This is a genomic window from Desulfovibrio intestinivivus (assembly GCF_053570665.1).
Genome location: NZ_JBRBQT010000001.1, coordinates 2516659 through 2533212, shown reverse-complemented (window position 1 = coordinate 2533212; position 16554 = coordinate 2516659). Strand labels below are relative to the sequence as shown.

At 57.4% G+C, this 16554-nt stretch carries 12 protein-coding genes and 1 riboswitch; of the genes, 2 read left to right on the top strand and 10 right to left on the bottom strand.

Annotation, left to right across the window (positions count from 1 at the left end):
- Positions 1–86: 86 nt before the first annotated feature.
- Positions 87–265: riboswitch (cobalamin riboswitch) on the bottom strand.
- Positions 266–870: 605 nt separating this feature from the next.
- From ACUZ9P_RS10885 to rplM, 9 genes are all read right to left on the bottom strand, one after another.
- On the bottom strand, positions 871–3486 hold the full coding sequence (locus ACUZ9P_RS10885; RefSeq protein ID WP_449249725.1) for a M16 family metallopeptidase: 2616 nt from the start codon (positions 3484–3486) through the stop codon (positions 871–873).
- 267 nt (positions 3487–3753) lie between these two features.
- Complete coding sequence (locus ACUZ9P_RS10880) at positions 3754–4476, bottom strand: ABC transporter ATP-binding protein (protein ID WP_192111566.1); 723 nt, start codon at positions 4474–4476, stop codon at positions 3754–3756.
- A 156-nt stretch (positions 4477–4632) separates the two neighbouring features.
- Entirely contained in the window at positions 4633–5454 is an 822-nt protein-coding gene (locus tag ACUZ9P_RS10875) for an ABC transporter ATP-binding protein (RefSeq protein ID WP_449249724.1), read from the bottom strand.
- Positions 5451–6488 (bottom strand): branched-chain amino acid ABC transporter permease, encoded by a 1038-nt coding sequence (locus ACUZ9P_RS10870; RefSeq protein ID WP_298997191.1) that lies wholly within the window; start codon positions 6486–6488, stop codon positions 5451–5453. The genes ACUZ9P_RS10875 and ACUZ9P_RS10870 overlap by 4 nt, the downstream gene beginning before the upstream one ends.
- Positions 6488–7381 carry a branched-chain amino acid ABC transporter permease gene (locus ACUZ9P_RS10865; protein ID WP_298997188.1) on the bottom strand — a complete coding sequence of 298 codons (894 nt, stop codon included), beginning with the start codon at positions 7379–7381 and terminating at the stop codon, positions 6488–6490. The genes ACUZ9P_RS10870 and ACUZ9P_RS10865 overlap by 1 nt, the downstream gene beginning before the upstream one ends.
- Before the next feature lie 123 nt (positions 7382–7504).
- Positions 7505–8650, bottom strand: a complete 1146-nt coding sequence (locus ACUZ9P_RS10860) for an ABC transporter substrate-binding protein (RefSeq protein WP_298997186.1) — start codon at positions 8648–8650, stop codon at positions 7505–7507.
- Between the two features lie 117 nt (positions 8651–8767).
- The gene (locus tag ACUZ9P_RS10855; RefSeq protein ID WP_449249723.1) at positions 8768–10582 is read right to left on the bottom strand and encodes a YcaO-like family protein; all 1815 of its coding nucleotides are present in this window, start codon (positions 10580–10582) and stop codon (positions 8768–8770) included.
- A 172-nt stretch (positions 10583–10754) separates the two neighbouring features.
- Positions 10755–11147 carry a 30S ribosomal protein S9 gene (gene rpsI / locus ACUZ9P_RS10850; protein WP_022658654.1) on the bottom strand — a complete coding sequence of 131 codons (393 nt, stop codon included), beginning with the start codon at positions 11145–11147 and terminating at the stop codon, positions 10755–10757.
- Positions 11148–11160: 13 nt separating this feature from the next.
- Positions 11161–11595 carry a 50S ribosomal protein L13 gene (rplM, locus tag ACUZ9P_RS10845; RefSeq protein WP_022658653.1) on the bottom strand — a complete coding sequence of 145 codons (435 nt, stop codon included), beginning with the start codon at positions 11593–11595 and terminating at the stop codon, positions 11161–11163.
- Positions 11596–11965: 370 nt separating this feature from the next.
- On the opposite strand from rplM, the gene ACUZ9P_RS10840 reads away from it, so the two are divergent.
- Together ACUZ9P_RS10840 and ACUZ9P_RS10835 are read left to right on the top strand one after the other, a co-directional pair.
- Positions 11966–13204 carry an HD domain-containing protein gene (locus tag ACUZ9P_RS10840; RefSeq protein ID WP_449249722.1) on the top strand — a complete coding sequence of 413 codons (1239 nt, stop codon included), beginning with the start codon at positions 11966–11968 and terminating at the stop codon, positions 13202–13204.
- A gap of 13 nt (positions 13205–13217) precedes the next feature.
- Positions 13218–13970, top strand: coding sequence for a translation initiation factor 2 (locus ACUZ9P_RS10835; RefSeq protein ID WP_449249721.1), 753 nt, complete (start codon positions 13218–13220; stop codon positions 13968–13970).
- Positions 13971–14149: 179 nt separating this feature from the next.
- Here ACUZ9P_RS10835 and ACUZ9P_RS10830 read toward each other — a convergent pair whose 3' ends face one another.
- The gene (locus ACUZ9P_RS10830) at positions 14150–16177 is read right to left on the bottom strand and encodes a methyl-accepting chemotaxis protein (protein WP_449249720.1); all 2028 of its coding nucleotides are present in this window, start codon (positions 16175–16177) and stop codon (positions 14150–14152) included.
- Between the last annotated feature and the right edge of the window lie 377 nt (positions 16178–16554).

Here is a 16554-nt window from a genome sequence, read left to right as displayed (position 1 = left end):
GGGCGCCCGAACAAAACGGGCGGAGAGGCCATCAATGGCCTTTTTCTGACGGTTCATCTGCAAAAGCCCGTTGCAGATGCTCCACTTTCTTAGAACGGTTGAAAGTAGGTCTTCCGGCTTGCCTGCCGCTTTTCGGCCTTCCCGGTTTTATCCAGTGACACGCGAGGAAAAGCGGTTTTGAACAGGCACACGGCGGCGGGTCCGCTCCCGAATTTCACGGGAATTCCCTATTAAGCTCCATGGCGCTTTCAATGTCTAGAAAATCTCAAAAGAATTGCACCCTGTCAATAAATGCACGCAAAAAAGCTCTCCTAGTGCCGTAGCAACACTGCGAATTCACTATTGAATTTTCTTGCCTGCCCATTTTTTCACTACATCAAGGCCGCAAAACAGTGAGGGCGGGAACAAAAAAGTTCGCCCTGACTAGAGCCAGATCAGGCAACCTGACCCGCAACATGTGTGGCTTTGATTGGCGTTGCTGGAACATTTCGTCATGAATTCAGGCATCATGCCCGCATGGCGCTGCCGCCCAGGCACCGGCACTGCGACCGCAGCCGATACCTGGCGAGCTTTCCTCAGAAAGCAGTTCCCGTAACGCAGACAAGAACTTACTCTACCCACGCCGGGTTTTCAAGACGGCCTCCCCCACGTAAGGGGACTTACCTCGGACTTGACATTTTTATTTGCCCGCCCCTTGCCGAAGATATCGTTTATAAAAACTTTTTTTGTACGCGCAAACAGTGATTGAGCATTTCGTAACAGCCAAGCAACACAAGGGGCCGCATCGGCCCAACTCCGCTTCCACCGCCAATTTGCAGGGAAGCGCAATCGGATACCCGATGCAGCCCGTCAATAAACCCGAAACGCCGCCTACGGCAGCAGGATCATGTTGTAGAGGTTCTTGTCGTCCAGATACTTCTGCGCCACAGCCTGAATATCCGCAGGGGTCAGCTTGGCTGCTTTGTCGATGAGCGACTTGCTGAAATCGCGGGGCAGGCCCAGCACGGCGTCTGTGGCGGCCACGCCCGCGCGGGAATCAAGGCTTTGCTTGTCGCGGTAGTATTCGCCAAGCAGGCGGTTGGCCCCGGCCTCGAGCAGTTCCGTAGGCAGGGGTTTTGCCTTGATATCAGCAATAATCTTGGCAAAGCCTTCACGCGCCTGCGCCACCTTGTCAGGCGTAGTGCCAATATAAAAAGCCATCATGCCAGCCTGAGGCATGGCGCGGTAAAATGCCGTGACCGTGTACCCAAGGCCCTGCTCATCGCGCATCTGGCTGAACAGCAGGCCGCTCTGCCCGGAAAGCACAGACTGCAAAAGCATGAGTGCCGGGGCGTCCGGGCTGGTGTAGGGCACAGCCTTGAACATCTGGAGCACGTGGGCCTGATTGCGCCCCGGCAGATGCAGATCAAGGTTGCGGGCATCACCCCACGAGGGGGCGGGCAAGGAGAAATCCTTTTTGTCTGGCGCGGGCAATGTGCGGGCAAAGGCCAGCACGGCCTCGCGGTCAAAATCGCCTGCCACTGCCAGCACCCAGGGCTGCACGAGCTGCTTGTCCCAGAACGAGCGTACATCCTTGGGCGTAAACTTGGAAAGGTTCGCTTCCGTCCCCAGGCTGTCGTAGCCGTAGGGCTGCCCGCCGGGGAAGATGAAGGGATTCACGCGCGAGAACAGGAAGGAGGTGGGCCTGTCTGCCCGCTGGCGGATGGCGGCCTTCATGTTTTCCGCTTCACGCTTGATTTCCTTGGCTTCAAAGCGGGGCTTGCCCAGAACCTCGCCCAGCATGGAGAAATAATCGGCATTGAACCGGGCCGGGCCGGTCAGGGACACGGTAAAGGTTTGCAGGCCCGCCTTGGCGGAGAGTGATGCCGCGCGGTCGGCGAAATAGCGTTCCATGGCCTGGGCGTCCAGTTTGCCGCTGCCATCGCCAAGGGTGCTGGCCGTCAGTTCTGCCAGCCCTTGCTGGTCAGGCTTCAGCAGGGCGTTGCCGCCGGGCAGCATGAGATCAACCGCCACATAGGGCACAGTGGCATCAGGAATAAGAATGACGGTACGTCCCTGCCCCAGATCGACCACTTCCTGCTGACCCGCACTGGCCGAAGCCTGCTGCGCAGTTTTGGCAGCGGCGCTGCCGGGCCAGTTCTTTTGCAGCACGGCTTCCAGATCGGGCAGCTTGGCATTCTCAGGCGCGAGCACACGCACCCGCGCCCTGCTGGGGTCAAACCAGAGGTCAATGGCCTGCTGCACCTGCGGCTGCGAAACATTACGCTGGGTGAAGCGCAGATTTTGTTCCGCCACATCGCCGCCCAGTTCAAACTGGACGCTGCCCAGCCAGGAGGCCAGACCGTTGAGCGTTTCCGCCGAGCGGTCCATGCTGTCTTCAAGATTGTAGCGGGCGCGCTTGAGGGCCTCGGGTTTGAAGTCTGCGGCCTTGAGTTTGGCAAGATCTGTGGTCAGCCCCTGCCAGAAGGCCTCCAGCTTTTCCGGGGCCATATTGGCTGTAATGTACAGCATGCCCGCGCGCGCAAGGCTCATGTTGCCCACGCTGATGCTGTCCACAAGCTGCTTTTCATACTCGTATTTGCGGCTCAGCAGCGAGGTGCCGTCGCCGCCAAGCAGGTAGCTCAGCACGTCCAGATCCACAGAGCGCAGGTCCCGCAAGGCTGGCGCAGGAAAGGCCATGCCCAGATAGACCTTGTTCCAGGGGCCGCGCACCACTTCAACACGCTGACCGCCGGGGGCAGTAAGCAAATCGACCTGCGGCGGCGTAACAGCATCGTTGGTGTTGGCCATGCCGCCAAAAAGTTCCTGCGCGTGATGCATCACAGCTTGCGGATCAATATCGCCCGCCACCAGCAGCATCATGTTTTGCGGCTGATACCAGCGCTTCACATAGGCGCGAAGGTCATCGGCAGTGATGGCGCGCACGGTTTCCTTAAAACCAATGATGGGTCGCCCGTAGGGGGTGTTCTGGAGTGTGGACACCTGCAGGCTTTCAAACAGCCTGCTCATGGGCGAATCCTGATCGCGCTCAAGCTCGGAAATCACCACTTCTTTTTCCGACTCCAGCTCCTTGGGATCCAGAGAGGCCTGAAAGGCCATTTCTTTCACCACGTCCATGCCCATACGCCAGTGGGCGGCGGGCATGTCCGTCATGTACCATGTCTTGTCAAAGCTGGTGGCCGCGTTGAGGTAGCCGCCAAGGGCTTCCACATCGCGCGCCACCTGGCCCTTGGGCCGATGCTCTGTACCTTTGAAGACCATGTGCTCAAGCAGATGGCTGATGCCAGCCTGCTTGGCGTCCTCATTGGCCGACCCGGTGCGCACGTAAAGGCGCGTTGCCACCAGAGGAAAGCGGCTGTCCTTGATGATATACACGGAAAGCCCGTTGGGCAGTTTGGTCAGGGTTCGCTGTTCGCCCGGAGCCGCAGAGGCCGCGCCAGCCAGCAAGGCCAGCAGCAGGGGCAATAACAGAAGTATGCGTTGCATGTTTGCTCCTTATGGATTTGCAGTCGCAAGGGTGCAGCGGCGATGGATTGCCCCGCCCTGCTCCCGGACTGTTTTAACCGACTTGAATACTAATACCCCCGGCACGGGGTGGCAAGCTGCTGTCTTTTACCAAACCCGTCGGCCCGGCTTCATGAGGTCGTGGCCATGTTGAATTTGCCGAAGTTTTCAGCAACAAAAAACCGGCAGTCATGTGATCGCCGGTTTGAGCGCTGATCAGATCAACGCTGTTTGTAATCAGGAGAAGGTCTAGCCGCCGAGGTAGGCGTCCTTGACCTTGGGGTTTTCAAGCAGTTCGCGTCCAGGGCCTTCAAGCACGACCCTGCCAACTTCAAGAATGTAGGCATAGTGCGCCACAGAAAGCGCCGCAAAGGCGTTCTGCTCCACCAGCAGGACGGTTTTACCTTCTTCGTTGATGCGCTTGACGATGTCGAAAATTTCGCGCACCAGCAGCGGGGCAAGCCCCAGCGAAGGCTCGTCAAGCATGAGCAGATCGGGGCGGCTCATGAGCGCGCGGCCCACGGCCAGCATCTGCTGCTCGCCGCCGGAGAGCGTACCGCCTTTCTGCCAGAGACGTTCCTTGAGTCGTGGAAACAAGCTGTAAACCCACTCGATATCATGGGCTATTTCTGCCTTGTCGCTGCGCGAATACGCGCCCAGGTGCAGGTTTTCCTCCACCGTCAGATGGGGCAGGATACGCCGCCCTTCCGGCGAAAGAGAAATGCCCTTGCGCACCATGTCTTCAGGCTTGAGGCCCATGAGCGAAGCCGGGGCATCGCCCTCGTGCCGGGTCAGCAGAATGTCGCCGCTGATAGTTTTGTTCAGGCCGGCAATGGAGCGGATAATACTGCTCTTGCCCGCGCCGTTGGCCCCGATAAGCGTCACAATGCTGCCGCGCGGGATATTCAGGCTTACGCCCTGAACGGCCTGAATGCCGCCGTAGCGCACATGGAGATTACGAATTTCAAGCATGATGCACCCTGTCCATATGTCGGTCTGCACCGGAAGAGCTTTCCGGGCATGTCTATCTGCTGCGTATGGCCGTTTGCTCCTGCACAGGAGCGGCAAACAGCGCCTTTGCAAGCCGCAACGGGCAGCGGGAGCAAGGCTCCGCCGCCCTGGTCACGGCTAAATGACTTTTTCCAGCGAGGCGTCCTCACCCAGATAGGCGCGGATAACCACGGGGTTGTTGCGTATGGCTTCCGGCTCGCCCTCGGCGATCAAGGCGCCGTATTCCATGACCCAGATGTACTGGCACACGCCCATGACGACCTTCATGTCATGCTCGATCAGCAGGATGGTGAGGTCGAATTCGTCACGGATATGGCCGATAAAATGCATGAGATCCAGGCTTTCCTGCGGATTCATGCCCGCTGCGGGTTCATCAAGCAGCAACAGTTTTGGCTCTGTGGCCAGAGCGCGGGCAATCTCAAGCCTGCGCTGCGCGCCGTATGGCAGGCTGCCCGCCTGATCGTTGAGGTTGCCGCTCAGGTTTACCCGATCGGCAAGCTGCTTGCTTTTTTCCACAATGGCCGCTTCTTCCTTATAAAAAGCGGGAATCCCCAGAGGGGCCATCCACCAGGGGCAGCGGCGGCGCACATGACAGCCGACCATGATGTTTTCAAGCACGGTCATCTGCTGCGACAGACGGATGTTCTGGAAAGTGCGGGCCATGCCCATGCGGCAGATTTCCGAGGGGCCAAGACCCTTCACGCTCTTGCCGTCAAAAACCACGTCGCCTTCCTGAGGCGTGTAAAAACCGCTCAGAACGTTGAATGCGGTGGTTTTGCCGGCGCCGTTGGGGCCGATAATGCCCGCGATGGCACCCTTGGGCAGGGCGATGGAAAGATCGCTCACGGCGGTCACGCCGCCAAAGCGCATGGTCACGTCCTTGGCCAGCAGCAGCGCGCCCTCGTAATTGGGAGCCTTGGGCAGATTAAAACCGCTCATGCCTTGCCCCTCCTGAAGAACGCGCCCATTGATTTCCAGGTCAGCTCACGGGTTCCCATGATGCCCTCGCGCCGATAAAGAATAATGGCCAGCAGCACCAGCGAAAACACCACCATACGCATGCCGGGGATGCCGGGGATTTCAATAAAGCCCAGATCCATGGGTTCTTCAATGGCGCGCAGCCATTCAAGCAGGATGGTGATGACCGTGGCGCCGAGCAGGCTGCCCGTCAGCGAGCCAAGACCGCCAGCCACAACGAACATGAGTACGTTGAAGGTCAGCAGAAAGTTGAACATCTTGGGGTCAATGGTGGAGAGGTGGGAGCCAAGCAGCGCACCGCCCACACCGGCAAAAAACGCGCCCACGCAAAACGAAAGCACCTTGTAGCGGAACACGTTGATGCCCATGACCCTGGCGGCGATTTCGTTATCACGTATACAGCGCATCACGTTTCCGAAATTGCTGAATATGAGCCGCGAAAGCACTATGAGCGTAAAGAGCATCCAGATGTAGCACGAAAGCAGACTTGCATGCCCTGGAATGCCCTTGATGCCCAGCGAACCGTTGGTGATGGAGGTAGCGTTGACGATCAGGACGCGGATGATTTCTGCAAAGCCGAGGGTGGCAATGCCGAGGTAGTCATCGCCAAGCCGCAGCACTGGCACGGCGATGATAAAGGCAAAGATGGTGGCCACCAACCCGCCAGCCAGCGCAGAAACCCAGAAAGGCGTAAACAGATCGGAGAAAGGCCAGATGATCGGTTCAAGAATCCACATCATTTCTTTCTGCTCGGGACTCAAGATGCACAGGGCCGAAACATACGCGCCGATGGCGATAAATCCGGCATGCCCCAGAGAGAAGAGCCCGGTAAACCCGTAGATCAGGTTGAGCGAAAGCGCCAGAATGGCGTTGATGAAAATGAGTTTGGCGATATAAATCTGGTAATCGCCGAGAAAGCTTTCTGCCTGGGAGAGCACAAGGCCAAACAGCAGCATGACCATGATGCTCAGAATGGTGCTTCTGTTCAGGCGCATTAGATTTTCTCCTCCATTCGCTCACCCAGCAGCCCTGTGGGCTTGAACAGCAGCACGAACACCAGCAGCACAAAGGCGAAAGCGTCGCGGTACCCCGAAAGCTCAGGCATGAAGGCCACGGTCATGATTTCAACAAAGCCAAGGGCAACACCGCCGATAACAGCGCCCTGAATGGAGCCAATGCCGCCGAACACCGCAGCGATAAAGGCCTTGAGGCCAGGCATGATGCCCATATAGGGATGCACCTGCGGGTAACGCAAGGCCCACATGATGCCCGAGGCCGCCGCCAGCGCTGAGCCTATGCCAAACGTGAGGGCAATGATGTTGTCCACCCGCACACCCAAAAGGCGCGTAGTTTCAATATCTTTTGAAATGGCCCGCATGGCGAGGCCAGGCTTTGTTCGGTACACCACATACAAAAGTATGGCCACAAGCACGATGGTCATGATCGGCACAAAGGCTGTGAGCGGCAGAATGCGTATGCCGCCAAGCTGCCATTCAGAAACCAGCCATTCGGGCTGCAACACGGGGCGGGGCTGGCCGGTAAAGACCACCACGGCGAGGCTTTCAATAAAAAATGATACGGCAATGGCGCTGATAAGCGCCGAAATACGCGGGGCATCGCGCAAGGGTCTGTAGGCTATCCTTTCTACAAGGATACCGAGCACGCTGGCGCCAAGAACGGCGACAACAGCGGCTACACCCCAGGGCCAGCCAAAGGCGAACGTGCCGAAAAATACAAAATACGCGCCGATCATCAAAATATCGCCGTGGGCAAAGTTGATCAGGCGCAGGATGCCGTAAACCATGGTGTAGCCGATGGCGATCAGCGCATACAGCGACCCAAGGGTCAGGGCGTTAAAGCAGTGCTGCAAAAACATATCAAGGCTCATGGGCCACCTCAGCGCCTCGCAACGGACAAAAGGCCATAATTGGCCCTTCCGCTCGAACAGCGGCAAAAAAATGAAAAAAGCACCCCGCGGCGAATATCGCCGCGGGGTTGATCTGTTGTTTACTTATTTGGGTGTAACTTCGCCCACGTAAACGCGCTTGCCATCTTTGTATTCAATGATGCCCACGGGCATTTCTGCATCATGGGTCTTGTTGATGGTCAGCAGGCCCAGTGCGGTGGGCAGATCCTTGGTTTCTGCAAGAGCCTTGGTAATGGCCTTGGGATCAGAAGAATTGGCGCGCTTGATGGCGTCAAGGATCAGGAAATAGGTGTTGTAGCCAAGAGCGCCGTTAACGTTGGTTTCCTTGTCAGGATAGGCGGTCTTCCAGGCTTCGGTGAAGCGCTTGGCTTCGGGGCTCATGTTGGGCATGGCGGGGTCGTAGGGGAAGGTGGTGTGCAGGAAGCCTTCCGCAGCCTTGCCGCCCAGCTTGAGGGTGTCGGGGTTGTCCATGGCGTCCGCGCCCATGAGGCGGAACTTGGCGCCCAGTTCGCGGGCCTGCTTCATGATGATGGCGCCTTCGGCAAAGTAGGCGGGCATGAAGACGATGTCAGGCTTTTTGGCGATGAGTTCGGTCAGCTGGGCGGTGAAGTCCTGATCGCCGGAGCTGTATTTGAGAGTAGCCACAATTTCGCCGCCGAGCTTCTTGAAATCGCGGGTAAAGAAGCTGGAGAGGCCCACGGCGTAGTCGCTGGTCATGTCCATGAGCACGGCGGCCTTGCGGAAGCCGAGGGTTTCATAGGCATAGGTAGCGGCGGCAGCGCCCTGGTAAGGATCAATGAAGCAGGCGCGGAAGTAGTACTTCTTGCCCTGGGTCACAAGGGGGTTGGTGCAGGAGGTGCCCACGCCGGGGACAGCGGCCTTTTCAGCCACTTCAGCGCCAGCCATGGCCAGCGAGGAACCGTAGGTGCCGATAAGGGCCACGACCTTGTCGCGTTCGATAAGGCGCTTCACGGCGTTGGCCGATTCGACCTTGTCAGACTTGTTGTCAACCACCACCAGTTCAACGGGGCGGTCAAGAACCTTGGGCATTTCCTTATGGGCGAGACGCACGCCCTCAAGTTCGAGCTGGCCGCCAAAGGCATTCTGCCCGGTCAGAGGAAGGTACACGCCGATTTTGATGGGACCGGCATCAGCGGCAAGCGCCTGGCCAGCAACGCCGAAGGTCAGCGCCAGACCAGCCAGCGCGGCAAGAAATTTACCCAGTTTCATCCTAACCCTCCAAAGGTTGTGCGTTCAGAGCGGCCTGTTCTCTTATGGGCCGGTCGCTCCCTACTATACCCGAGTTGCCGCCGGGCTGCAATTGTAATTAGCTGTACTTACGGCAACTCATAGACAACACGCGGCATAACGCGCAAAAAGGCGCGCGTCCGGCCTTGAGAACCTGTCCCACTCTGCCGTGAGGGCAAGACCGGGAACAATGGCCCTGACCACGGGGATATCAAAATCCTTGCGGGTCAGATCCACATAGAGAGGACTTCTGCCGTGCGCCGACAGCACCGACTCTAACAAACGGCGGTTGGCGCGGGGGGAGGGCAGGCTGTAATCCGGCAGATCTTCTAACACACGAACGGGCAGTCCCGCTAGTCCTGGAGCTGAAGGGCATGGCGGCTTGGTTTGCGCCGTTGAATAAGGCCACGGGGTTTCGGTGAGCGCAGCCAAGGCAGCCCGCGCGCCGCAAAGATTGGCTCCTGTGGCCCGCGCGACAGTACCGTCACGCCCGGTGACAAAGCACTGGTACACAGGCAGCCCAAGTTCCGTGGTCAAATCCTGAAACTGCACGCGGATGCCGCAGGCAGCGTAGTCGTCAAGCAGCGACTGAATGAGTTGATCGCGGCTGCGCAGCATAAAGCAGCGCGTGCGACTGTAAGGAGTTGTGGCCTCGGCGTCGCGCTCGGCGATTTCCGTAAGGGCGGCAACCACAGCTTCATCCATAATATTGCCAGATGCAAGGCCGGTGGAGCCACCAGCAATAAACAGAGCTTGCTCGTCCAGATTGCAGAACAGAAACACCGCCTGCGCAGGCACAAGAACGGTCGCGCCAGATGCGTCCGAGGCCGGGAGCCAGTGCAGGGGGGCATCAGTATAGGGAGCTTCCAGAGGCAGCAGATTGGGGTCGAGCGCCGCTCTGCCCTGCTCCGCCAGCTCGGAAAAACGCGCAAGCGTCAGGGGCAGTTCTGTTTTGCGGCCAAGGATAGTTCCAGCATGGGCGGCAGTGCCCCCCCCCGGCCCAACGCTCACATAGGTGCTGGCGCGTTCCACAATTTCCATGGCGTAGGATGCGCGGGCCGCTGCCAGGGACAGGCCGCGCCCGTAGGCTGTGGCCTTGCCCCGCAATGTATGGCGCACCGAACCGTTGGTTACGGCAATATCCACCTGCCAGCCGCGCAGTAGCGCAATGGGTGAAAGCGATGCCTCATGGCGCAGTTCAGGGCCATCCACGACACCGTTTTCCATCAGCGAGTCCACGGCGCGCAGGTATGTTTCCTGCGCCGGAGGCCGCTGCCAGGGTTCCCAGGCTTCGGCCTTGAATTTTTCGTGCTGCCGGGCCAGTGCATCGGCATGCTCCGCCATGCGCCGGGCTGTGGCATCGAGCAATTCCCCGCTGAACAGAGGTGCTATGCCAGCCTCGTCCGGTCGCGGCAGGGAATGATGCTCGCAGATATTGGCGCGGAACAGGGCGCTCCAGGCAGCGGCAATGGCGTGGTCAGGCAGGGTTGCAGCCCGCAGATACACGGCGGGGCTGTAAGCTGCCAGCCGCTCCGCGGCATCAGGCGGAAAGGACGCGCTAAGGCCGTGGCCCTTTTCTGGCGATTCCGCGCCGAGCAAGGCGCACTCAGCCAGCAGGGCCGCCAGCACTGGCCGGGTAAACTTGTTGCTGGCAGCGTCATAACAACTGGCGGCCAGAAGGTTCAGCTCATCCTGCGCCTTGTCCGCGAGAAGCTTTAGCAGATGCAGGTGCAGAAAATCGTCCATTGGCGCGGCCTCAAGCCGTTCCAGCGCGCGGTCAAAATCCAGATTTTCTGGCGGAACACAGGAAAAATAGCCGGTAGTGGCCTGCGTCTGCTCATGGGTGTAGGCATAATCCAGCATCGGCAACACATCAGATGCGGAAGAAAAATTTGAAGTATTGTCGTTTTCCATAAGACCACCACAGATGCGGCACTCCGCAGAGTCGCCGGGATTGGAGCGGGAGCGGGCCGAGCATTCCTACAAAACTGCTCGGGAACTCCGCCAAAAAAAAGCGGGCCGACATGCGACCCGCTCAAAGGCAAAAAGGAAGCCCTCCCATAAAGAGGGCTTCCATAAAGGCATATTAACGCTTGGAGTACTGGTACCGGGCGCGGGCAGCGCGCAGGCCGTACTTTTTACGTTCTTTTTTGCGGGCATCGCGGGTAAGGAAGCCAGCTTTCTTGAGCATGGGGCGCAGGGCCGGATCAATCAGAAGCAGCGCACGGGAAATACCGTGGCGCACGGCTTCGGCCTGACCGGTAACGCCGCCACCGGCAACGTTCACGCGGATGTCAAACTTGTCGGACAGCTTGGCAAGAACCAGGGGCTGACGGATGATCATCTGCAGGGTCTTGCGAGGAAAATAATCCTCAAAGTTGCGGCCGTTTACCGTGATGCCGCCGGAACCGGCGTAGACGCGGGTACGGGCCGTAGCGGTCTTGCGGCGGCCAGTGCCGTATTCAAATTTCTCGCTCATGGCTCTTTACTCCTTAATGCGGCAGCGTCAGCGGCTGGGGATTCTGGGCCGTATGCGGATGTTCGGTCCCGGCGTAAATCTTCAGTTTCTTCAGCATGGCGCGCCCCAGACGATTCTTGGGCAGCATGCCTCTCACCGCAGTGGTCAGCACGCGGGCGGGCTTGTCGGCCAGCATGTCGCCGAGTTGGGTGGTTTTGAGGCCGCCCACCCAGCCAGAGTGCCGGTAGTACTTTTTGTCAGTCATCTTTTTACCGGTAACTTTAATCTTTTCGCAGTTAACAACCACGATAAAGTCACCGTTATCCATATGGGGAGCGAATTCGGGCTTATGTTTGCCGCGCAGGCGGTGGGCTATCTGGCTGGCCAGACGACCGAGCACCTGATCCTGAGCGTCAACCACGAACCATTCACGGTTGATGTCTTTGGGGGTGGGGCTGAACGTCTTCATCGGAGTGACTCCTCACATCTGCAAATATCAGCGGCCATAACGGCAGCAAAAAGATCCATTGCGCGATGTGCCGTCGAACGGGATGACGACAATATCGCAGTAAAGGCAGCCTCAATACTATAAACGCCAATAGCTGTCAAGCGATCGCCTTCATCAGGGGCGAAAAAATGACCACTTTGGCGATACACCGCGTCACCAGGATTCGCGAGTTGTATACGCAACTGCTCATCTCAATCGGGATGCACCCCACATGCCCTTGGCATATGCGGCTTTTTCCCGGCAACAGCGTTGAAGCTCTTGAGCTTTACTCCACTCCGCCCTATAGTGCAAACGGTTTTTTGCGTAGCCATTTTTTTTGGGGGGGCTTTTCATGCCTGTAATTCGCAAGAATCTTCTACAGCTTATTTTTTCCGGCGCGTATCTGTTACGCTGGAATGACAAGCTGCGGCCAGTGGAACTGCTTGAAATTGACAAGCAGGCCCACAAAATGCTCCTGGCCTGCGTGCTCTGGCACGAAAACTCCCGCCACATGACAGCCCCGGAACGCACGGCGCTTGCAACAGAAATCATTGAGGGCGGGCTGTTTGATTATTTCTACCGGCTCATCATCACCGACATCAAGCCGCCCATCTACTACAGAATCAAGGAAAACCCCGAGCAGTTCCGCCAGTTGACCGAGCACGTGCTCGACATGCTTGAGCCTTCGCTTGCGCCTCTTGGCCCCTTTTGGGAACGCATGCGCCAGTGGCACACCAGCCCTGATGACGACACGCTTGCGCGCCGCATTCTTACTGCTGCCCACCTCTTTGCCTCGCAGTGGGAATTCAGGCTCATAGAGCCGCTTAACGCGCCGTTTGATGATGAAATGGGTGACATAGGCCAGTCGTTTCCCGATCGGCTGGATACGTTCACGGACTTGCGCGGCCTTGCCTCCATGCGCAGCCAGGGCACGGCCCTCTCGCGCCTTGCCAACCTGTGCGGGCAGCTGCGCTTTCAGGTGCGGTGGACGCAGGCCCCGCGCATTCCGGCCACGTCTGTTCTCGGCCATATGTTTATTGTGGCCAGCTACGCCTACTGTTTCAGCCTTGCCGTTGATGCCTGCCCAGCGCGCGCCAACAACAACTTTTTCTGCGGATTGTTCCACGACCTGCCGGAAGTGCTCACCCGCGACATTATCTCGCCGGTCAAGCAGTCCATTTCAGACTTGCCAAAGATTATCAAGGAATACGAGGATAAAGAGCTGGAGCGCCGCGTGTATGGCCCCTTGCGCGCGGAGGGCTTCACCTCCCTGGTGGAGCGCATTGAATACTACCTTGGCGCGGCGGTCGGCTCCGAATTTCAGGAATGCGTGTGTGAAAATGGCACAGTTCGGGCAGTTGAGAGCTTTCAGGCTCTTGCCACATGCAACCGGGACGATCTGGATCCCAAGGACGGCCAACTTGTTAAGGTTTGCGACAATCTGGCGGCTTTTCTGGAGGCGCACAGTTCCATCCGCAACGGCGTGTCCTCACCCCACCTGCTGGAAGCCCGCGTGCGCCTGCTGAACCGCCTGCGCGAAAGTTCACCCAATGTGCTGGGGCTGGATGCCCTGCTTGCCGACTTTGATTAACCCACACCCACCCATGAAAATTGCTACTCCCCCTGCCCGCTTTGCGGTTTTTCTGCTTATTGCGGCAACCCTTGCCTGTCTGTTGCCCGCGGCATGGCCGCGCCCTTGCAATGCGCTTGCCATTTCCAAGGGATTGTCCTTTTATGCCAACGACCTGGAATATTATTACCAGCACCGCCGCATCGAGACGCTGCCAGGCATTCTGCGCACGTTTGACGGGCAAGGGGTGCTGAAAGACAGCCTCAAACAGATCATGCTGGCAACCTTTCTGGCGCAGGTGTTGCGCGATGATCCGTCTGCCCGGCAACGCCTGTTGCCCCCCCAGCCCGGTCTGAGCCGCGATGGGCGGCGCACTCTGGCCTGGATGGCCCATCTTGCGCAATTGCCTGATGAAGAAGAGCTGCTTGCCACACTGCTGCAGCCGGAGGAAAAGCTGCTGCTCCAGCAGATTCGGCACAGCCCCGCCCCGCTGACCAACTGGGACATCTATTCGGAAAAATCCGTATTACAGATGTATTGGGCGGCCTTTATGGCCTCTGGCAGCAATGAATTTCTGGATGCCATTATCCGCGCTGCCCTGCGCTACGCCAAGCTGAATTCAGAGGGATTGCGCAATGACGACACATTTTCCGGCAGCGCCGCGGCGGCGGCCTCACTGTACGACCTCGCCCCAAGGCACCCTGCCGTGCAAGCCCGCCTTGAGCAGTTTCTTAAAAGCTGCAGCGGGGCAGAAGCTGAAACATTGAAAACAATTCTGCGCCGATAGACCTAGGCAGGAGCAAGTTAACGGGAATATCTCATGGGAACCGGGAGGAGGCGATATGCGCTGTAATCCCTCCTGCCCTGACAGCCCGAACTGCGCGGAGAACGCCTACCTCAAAAAGCAAAGGCTCTGTTCCCGAAGGAACAGAGCCTTTATTCGTTATGGGAGCAAGCCGCTGGGCCTTAGCCCTTCTTCATATGTTCTATAAGATCCATAAGGCTGCGGGCCAGGGCACGCAGGGATTCCAGTTCCTTCATGGCGACCTGCATGGATTGCGAAGTGCTTGCCGCAATGTGGTTAACATCAGCAACAGACCTGTTGATTTCTTCGCTGGTGGCAGACTGTTGCTCGCTTGCGGCGGCAATGGCCCGCACTTCATCGGCTGTCTGATCCACCATGCCAACGATTTCTTTCAGGGCTTCGCCAGACTTGTTGGAATACTCCGTAGCTTCAGAAATGTTGCCAACGGCCTTTTCCACCTGCTGAATACTCTGTCCGGCGCTTTGCTGGATGGCAGCAATGGCGTTGCCCACATCGGTGGTGGAGGACATGGTCTTTTCCGCCAGCTTGCGCACTTCGTCAGCCACCACGGCAAATCCGCGCCCGGCATCGCCCGCACGGGCGGCTTCAATAGCCGCGTTCAGGGCCAGCAGGTTGGTTTGATCCGCGATATCTGAAATGACGCCCATGATCTGGCTGATGGCCTTGGCGTGGTCGTCCAGCTGGGTCATGCCGTCCCTGAGGGCCTGCGATTGCCGCTGCACTTCCTGAATACCCACCACGGCTCTGGACACAATCTCAGAACCGACCTCTGCCTTACGCTTGGCAGCGTTGGAGATATCAGACGCCCCGCCGGCATTTTTGGCGACTTCAAGCACCGTGGAATTCATTTCTTCCATGGCGGTTGCGGTTTCGGCCAATCGGCTTGCGGCATGGTCAAGAGCACCGCTGGTGTTTTCCACCTGCTCGGAAATATCATTGATGGAGGCGTTCAGCTGCCCCACCACCTCTTCTATCTGGGCAGCAGCGCTGATCATGCCCTCGCGCTTGGCCTGCTCCGCCTGTCCCTGTGCCACACGGGCCTCTTCCATGGCGACCCTGGCTTCATCGCCCATTCTGTGAGCTTCCTCGGCCTTTTCGCTGGCATCGCGCACCAGCTTGCGCAGATTATCTTCCATCGTGCGCAAGGAATCAGCCAGTTGTCCCATGTCGTCACGGCTGTATACGTCAAGCTGCGCCTCGTTATTGCCGTCGGCAACAGCCTGCGCATAGGCGGTTATTTTGCGAATGGGGGCACTGATCTTGAGGCCGAGAACAAACGAAAGAATCAGCTGAAAGACCAGCAGGCCCACCCCAATCCATATGGAATTGCTTATGGCCACGCGTTCCAGACGCTGTAATTCATCAATAGGCATACCCACAAACCACATACCCACGATTTTGCCATTGGCATCTTTGACTGGCCAGTAGGCAGAATTGTAGTCAATACCAAGAATATTATTATGTGAGTAAACCGTTTCGCCACGCTCAAGCACTGCCTTGAGAATTTCAGGCGATTGCAGTTTGGTGCCAATGGCGCGCTTGCCATCCTGCATGATGGTTGTCATTACGCGCATATCACCCTTAAAAATGGTGACGTTGACGCCAGAAAGCTTTTTGAGCCAGTCAAGATAGGCGGGCGTAACAAGCGAGGTACCAATAGATACGCTGCCCACAAGCTTGCCATCGTGCATTACGGGAAAACTTGCGCGTATTGTGAACGGCACCTCCGTGCCAGCCACCACGGCCACAGCGGGCTTGCCCGTGAGGGCAATAACCACGGTTTCCTGATTGGTAACGCTGTCGCCGTGCTTTTTGGAATGCCCGCGGCCTATGACTATCCCCTTTTCATCGGTGATGGTCATAAAATCCGAACCGGCCTTTTTCATCAGGACTGAGCCAAGCTTGACCGCCGCATCAGTGTTTTTTTCAGCGACAGCCCTGGCAAAGTCATCATCCTCTGCAATAAGATCAGCACTTTGCAAAAACTTTTGAGCTGTGGTTTCATTGGCAGAACTGATGACCTGCTGCATCCTTACGATGCCCTTGTTCAGTTCGTCTTCGATCGGAACTTTCATGAAGTAGATTGAGACAAAAAGCACAACGCCACAGCATGTAATCAGCGCGCCGAATAGCGATCCGACATATGTGTGCGCAATAGTCCAACGCATGCCATTCTCCTTGCCAGAAACGTCCACCACAAATTTACCGTATCATAACGCCATGTGGCCGGTGCAGACCAGCCGCCAGCGCTCACCCTCGGAGTGCAAAAACTCTGCACGGGGCTTACGGCCAGCTTTATTTAAGACTAAGTGATCTTCACTCTCCTTAACGGCATGGTTAAAAAAATTAATAGGCCACAGATCAAGATAGTTACGAAAAAACGATTTCTCCTACAACAAAACAGATAACACAAAATATACGTTTAGAGTATCAGATACTTGAGTATGGTCAATGGGTTCAACTTGTTTGCTTGTTGCGTAGAAAAAAAATCGCGTTTAAATCTGGAGTGTTAGAACTAACCCCTCGCCTCAATGATTGTGAATTT

Bases quoted from the DNA above. Each gene is read 5' to 3' on its own strand.
- ACUZ9P_RS10885 (WP_449249725.1), bottom strand. From the start codon at position 3,486: ATGCAACGCATACTTCTGTTATTGCCCCTGCTGCTGGCCTTGCTGGCT.
- ACUZ9P_RS10880 (WP_192111566.1), bottom strand. From the start codon at position 4,476: ATGCTTGAAATTCGTAATCTCCATGTGCGCTACGGCGGCATTCAGGCC.
- ACUZ9P_RS10875 (WP_449249724.1), bottom strand. From the start codon at position 5,454: ATGAGCGGTTTTAATCTGCCCAAGGCTCCCAATTACGAGGGCGCGCTG.
- ACUZ9P_RS10870 (WP_298997191.1), bottom strand. From the start codon at position 6,488: ATGCGCCTGAACAGAAGCACCATTCTGAGCATCATGGTCATGCTGCTG.
- ACUZ9P_RS10865 (WP_298997188.1), bottom strand. From the start codon at position 7,381: ATGAGCCTTGATATGTTTTTGCAGCACTGCTTTAACGCCCTGACCCTT.
- ACUZ9P_RS10860 (WP_298997186.1), bottom strand. From the start codon at position 8,650: ATGAAACTGGGTAAATTTCTTGCCGCGCTGGCTGGTCTGGCGCTGACC.
- ACUZ9P_RS10855 (WP_449249723.1), bottom strand. From the start codon at position 10,582: ATGGAAAACGACAATACTTCAAATTTTTCTTCCGCATCTGATGTGTTG.
- rpsI (WP_022658654.1), bottom strand. From the start codon at position 11,147: ATGAGCGAGAAATTTGAATACGGCACTGGCCGCCGCAAGACCGCTACG.
- rplM (WP_022658653.1), bottom strand. From the start codon at position 11,595: ATGAAGACGTTCAGCCCCACCCCCAAAGACATCAACCGTGAATGGTTC.
- ACUZ9P_RS10840 (WP_449249722.1), top strand. From the start codon at position 11,966: ATGCCTGTAATTCGCAAGAATCTTCTACAGCTTATTTTTTCCGGCGCG.
- ACUZ9P_RS10835 (WP_449249721.1), top strand. From the start codon at position 13,218: ATGAAAATTGCTACTCCCCCTGCCCGCTTTGCGGTTTTTCTGCTTATT.
- ACUZ9P_RS10830 (WP_449249720.1), bottom strand. From the start codon at position 16,177: ATGCGTTGGACTATTGCGCACACATATGTCGGATCGCTATTCGGCGCG.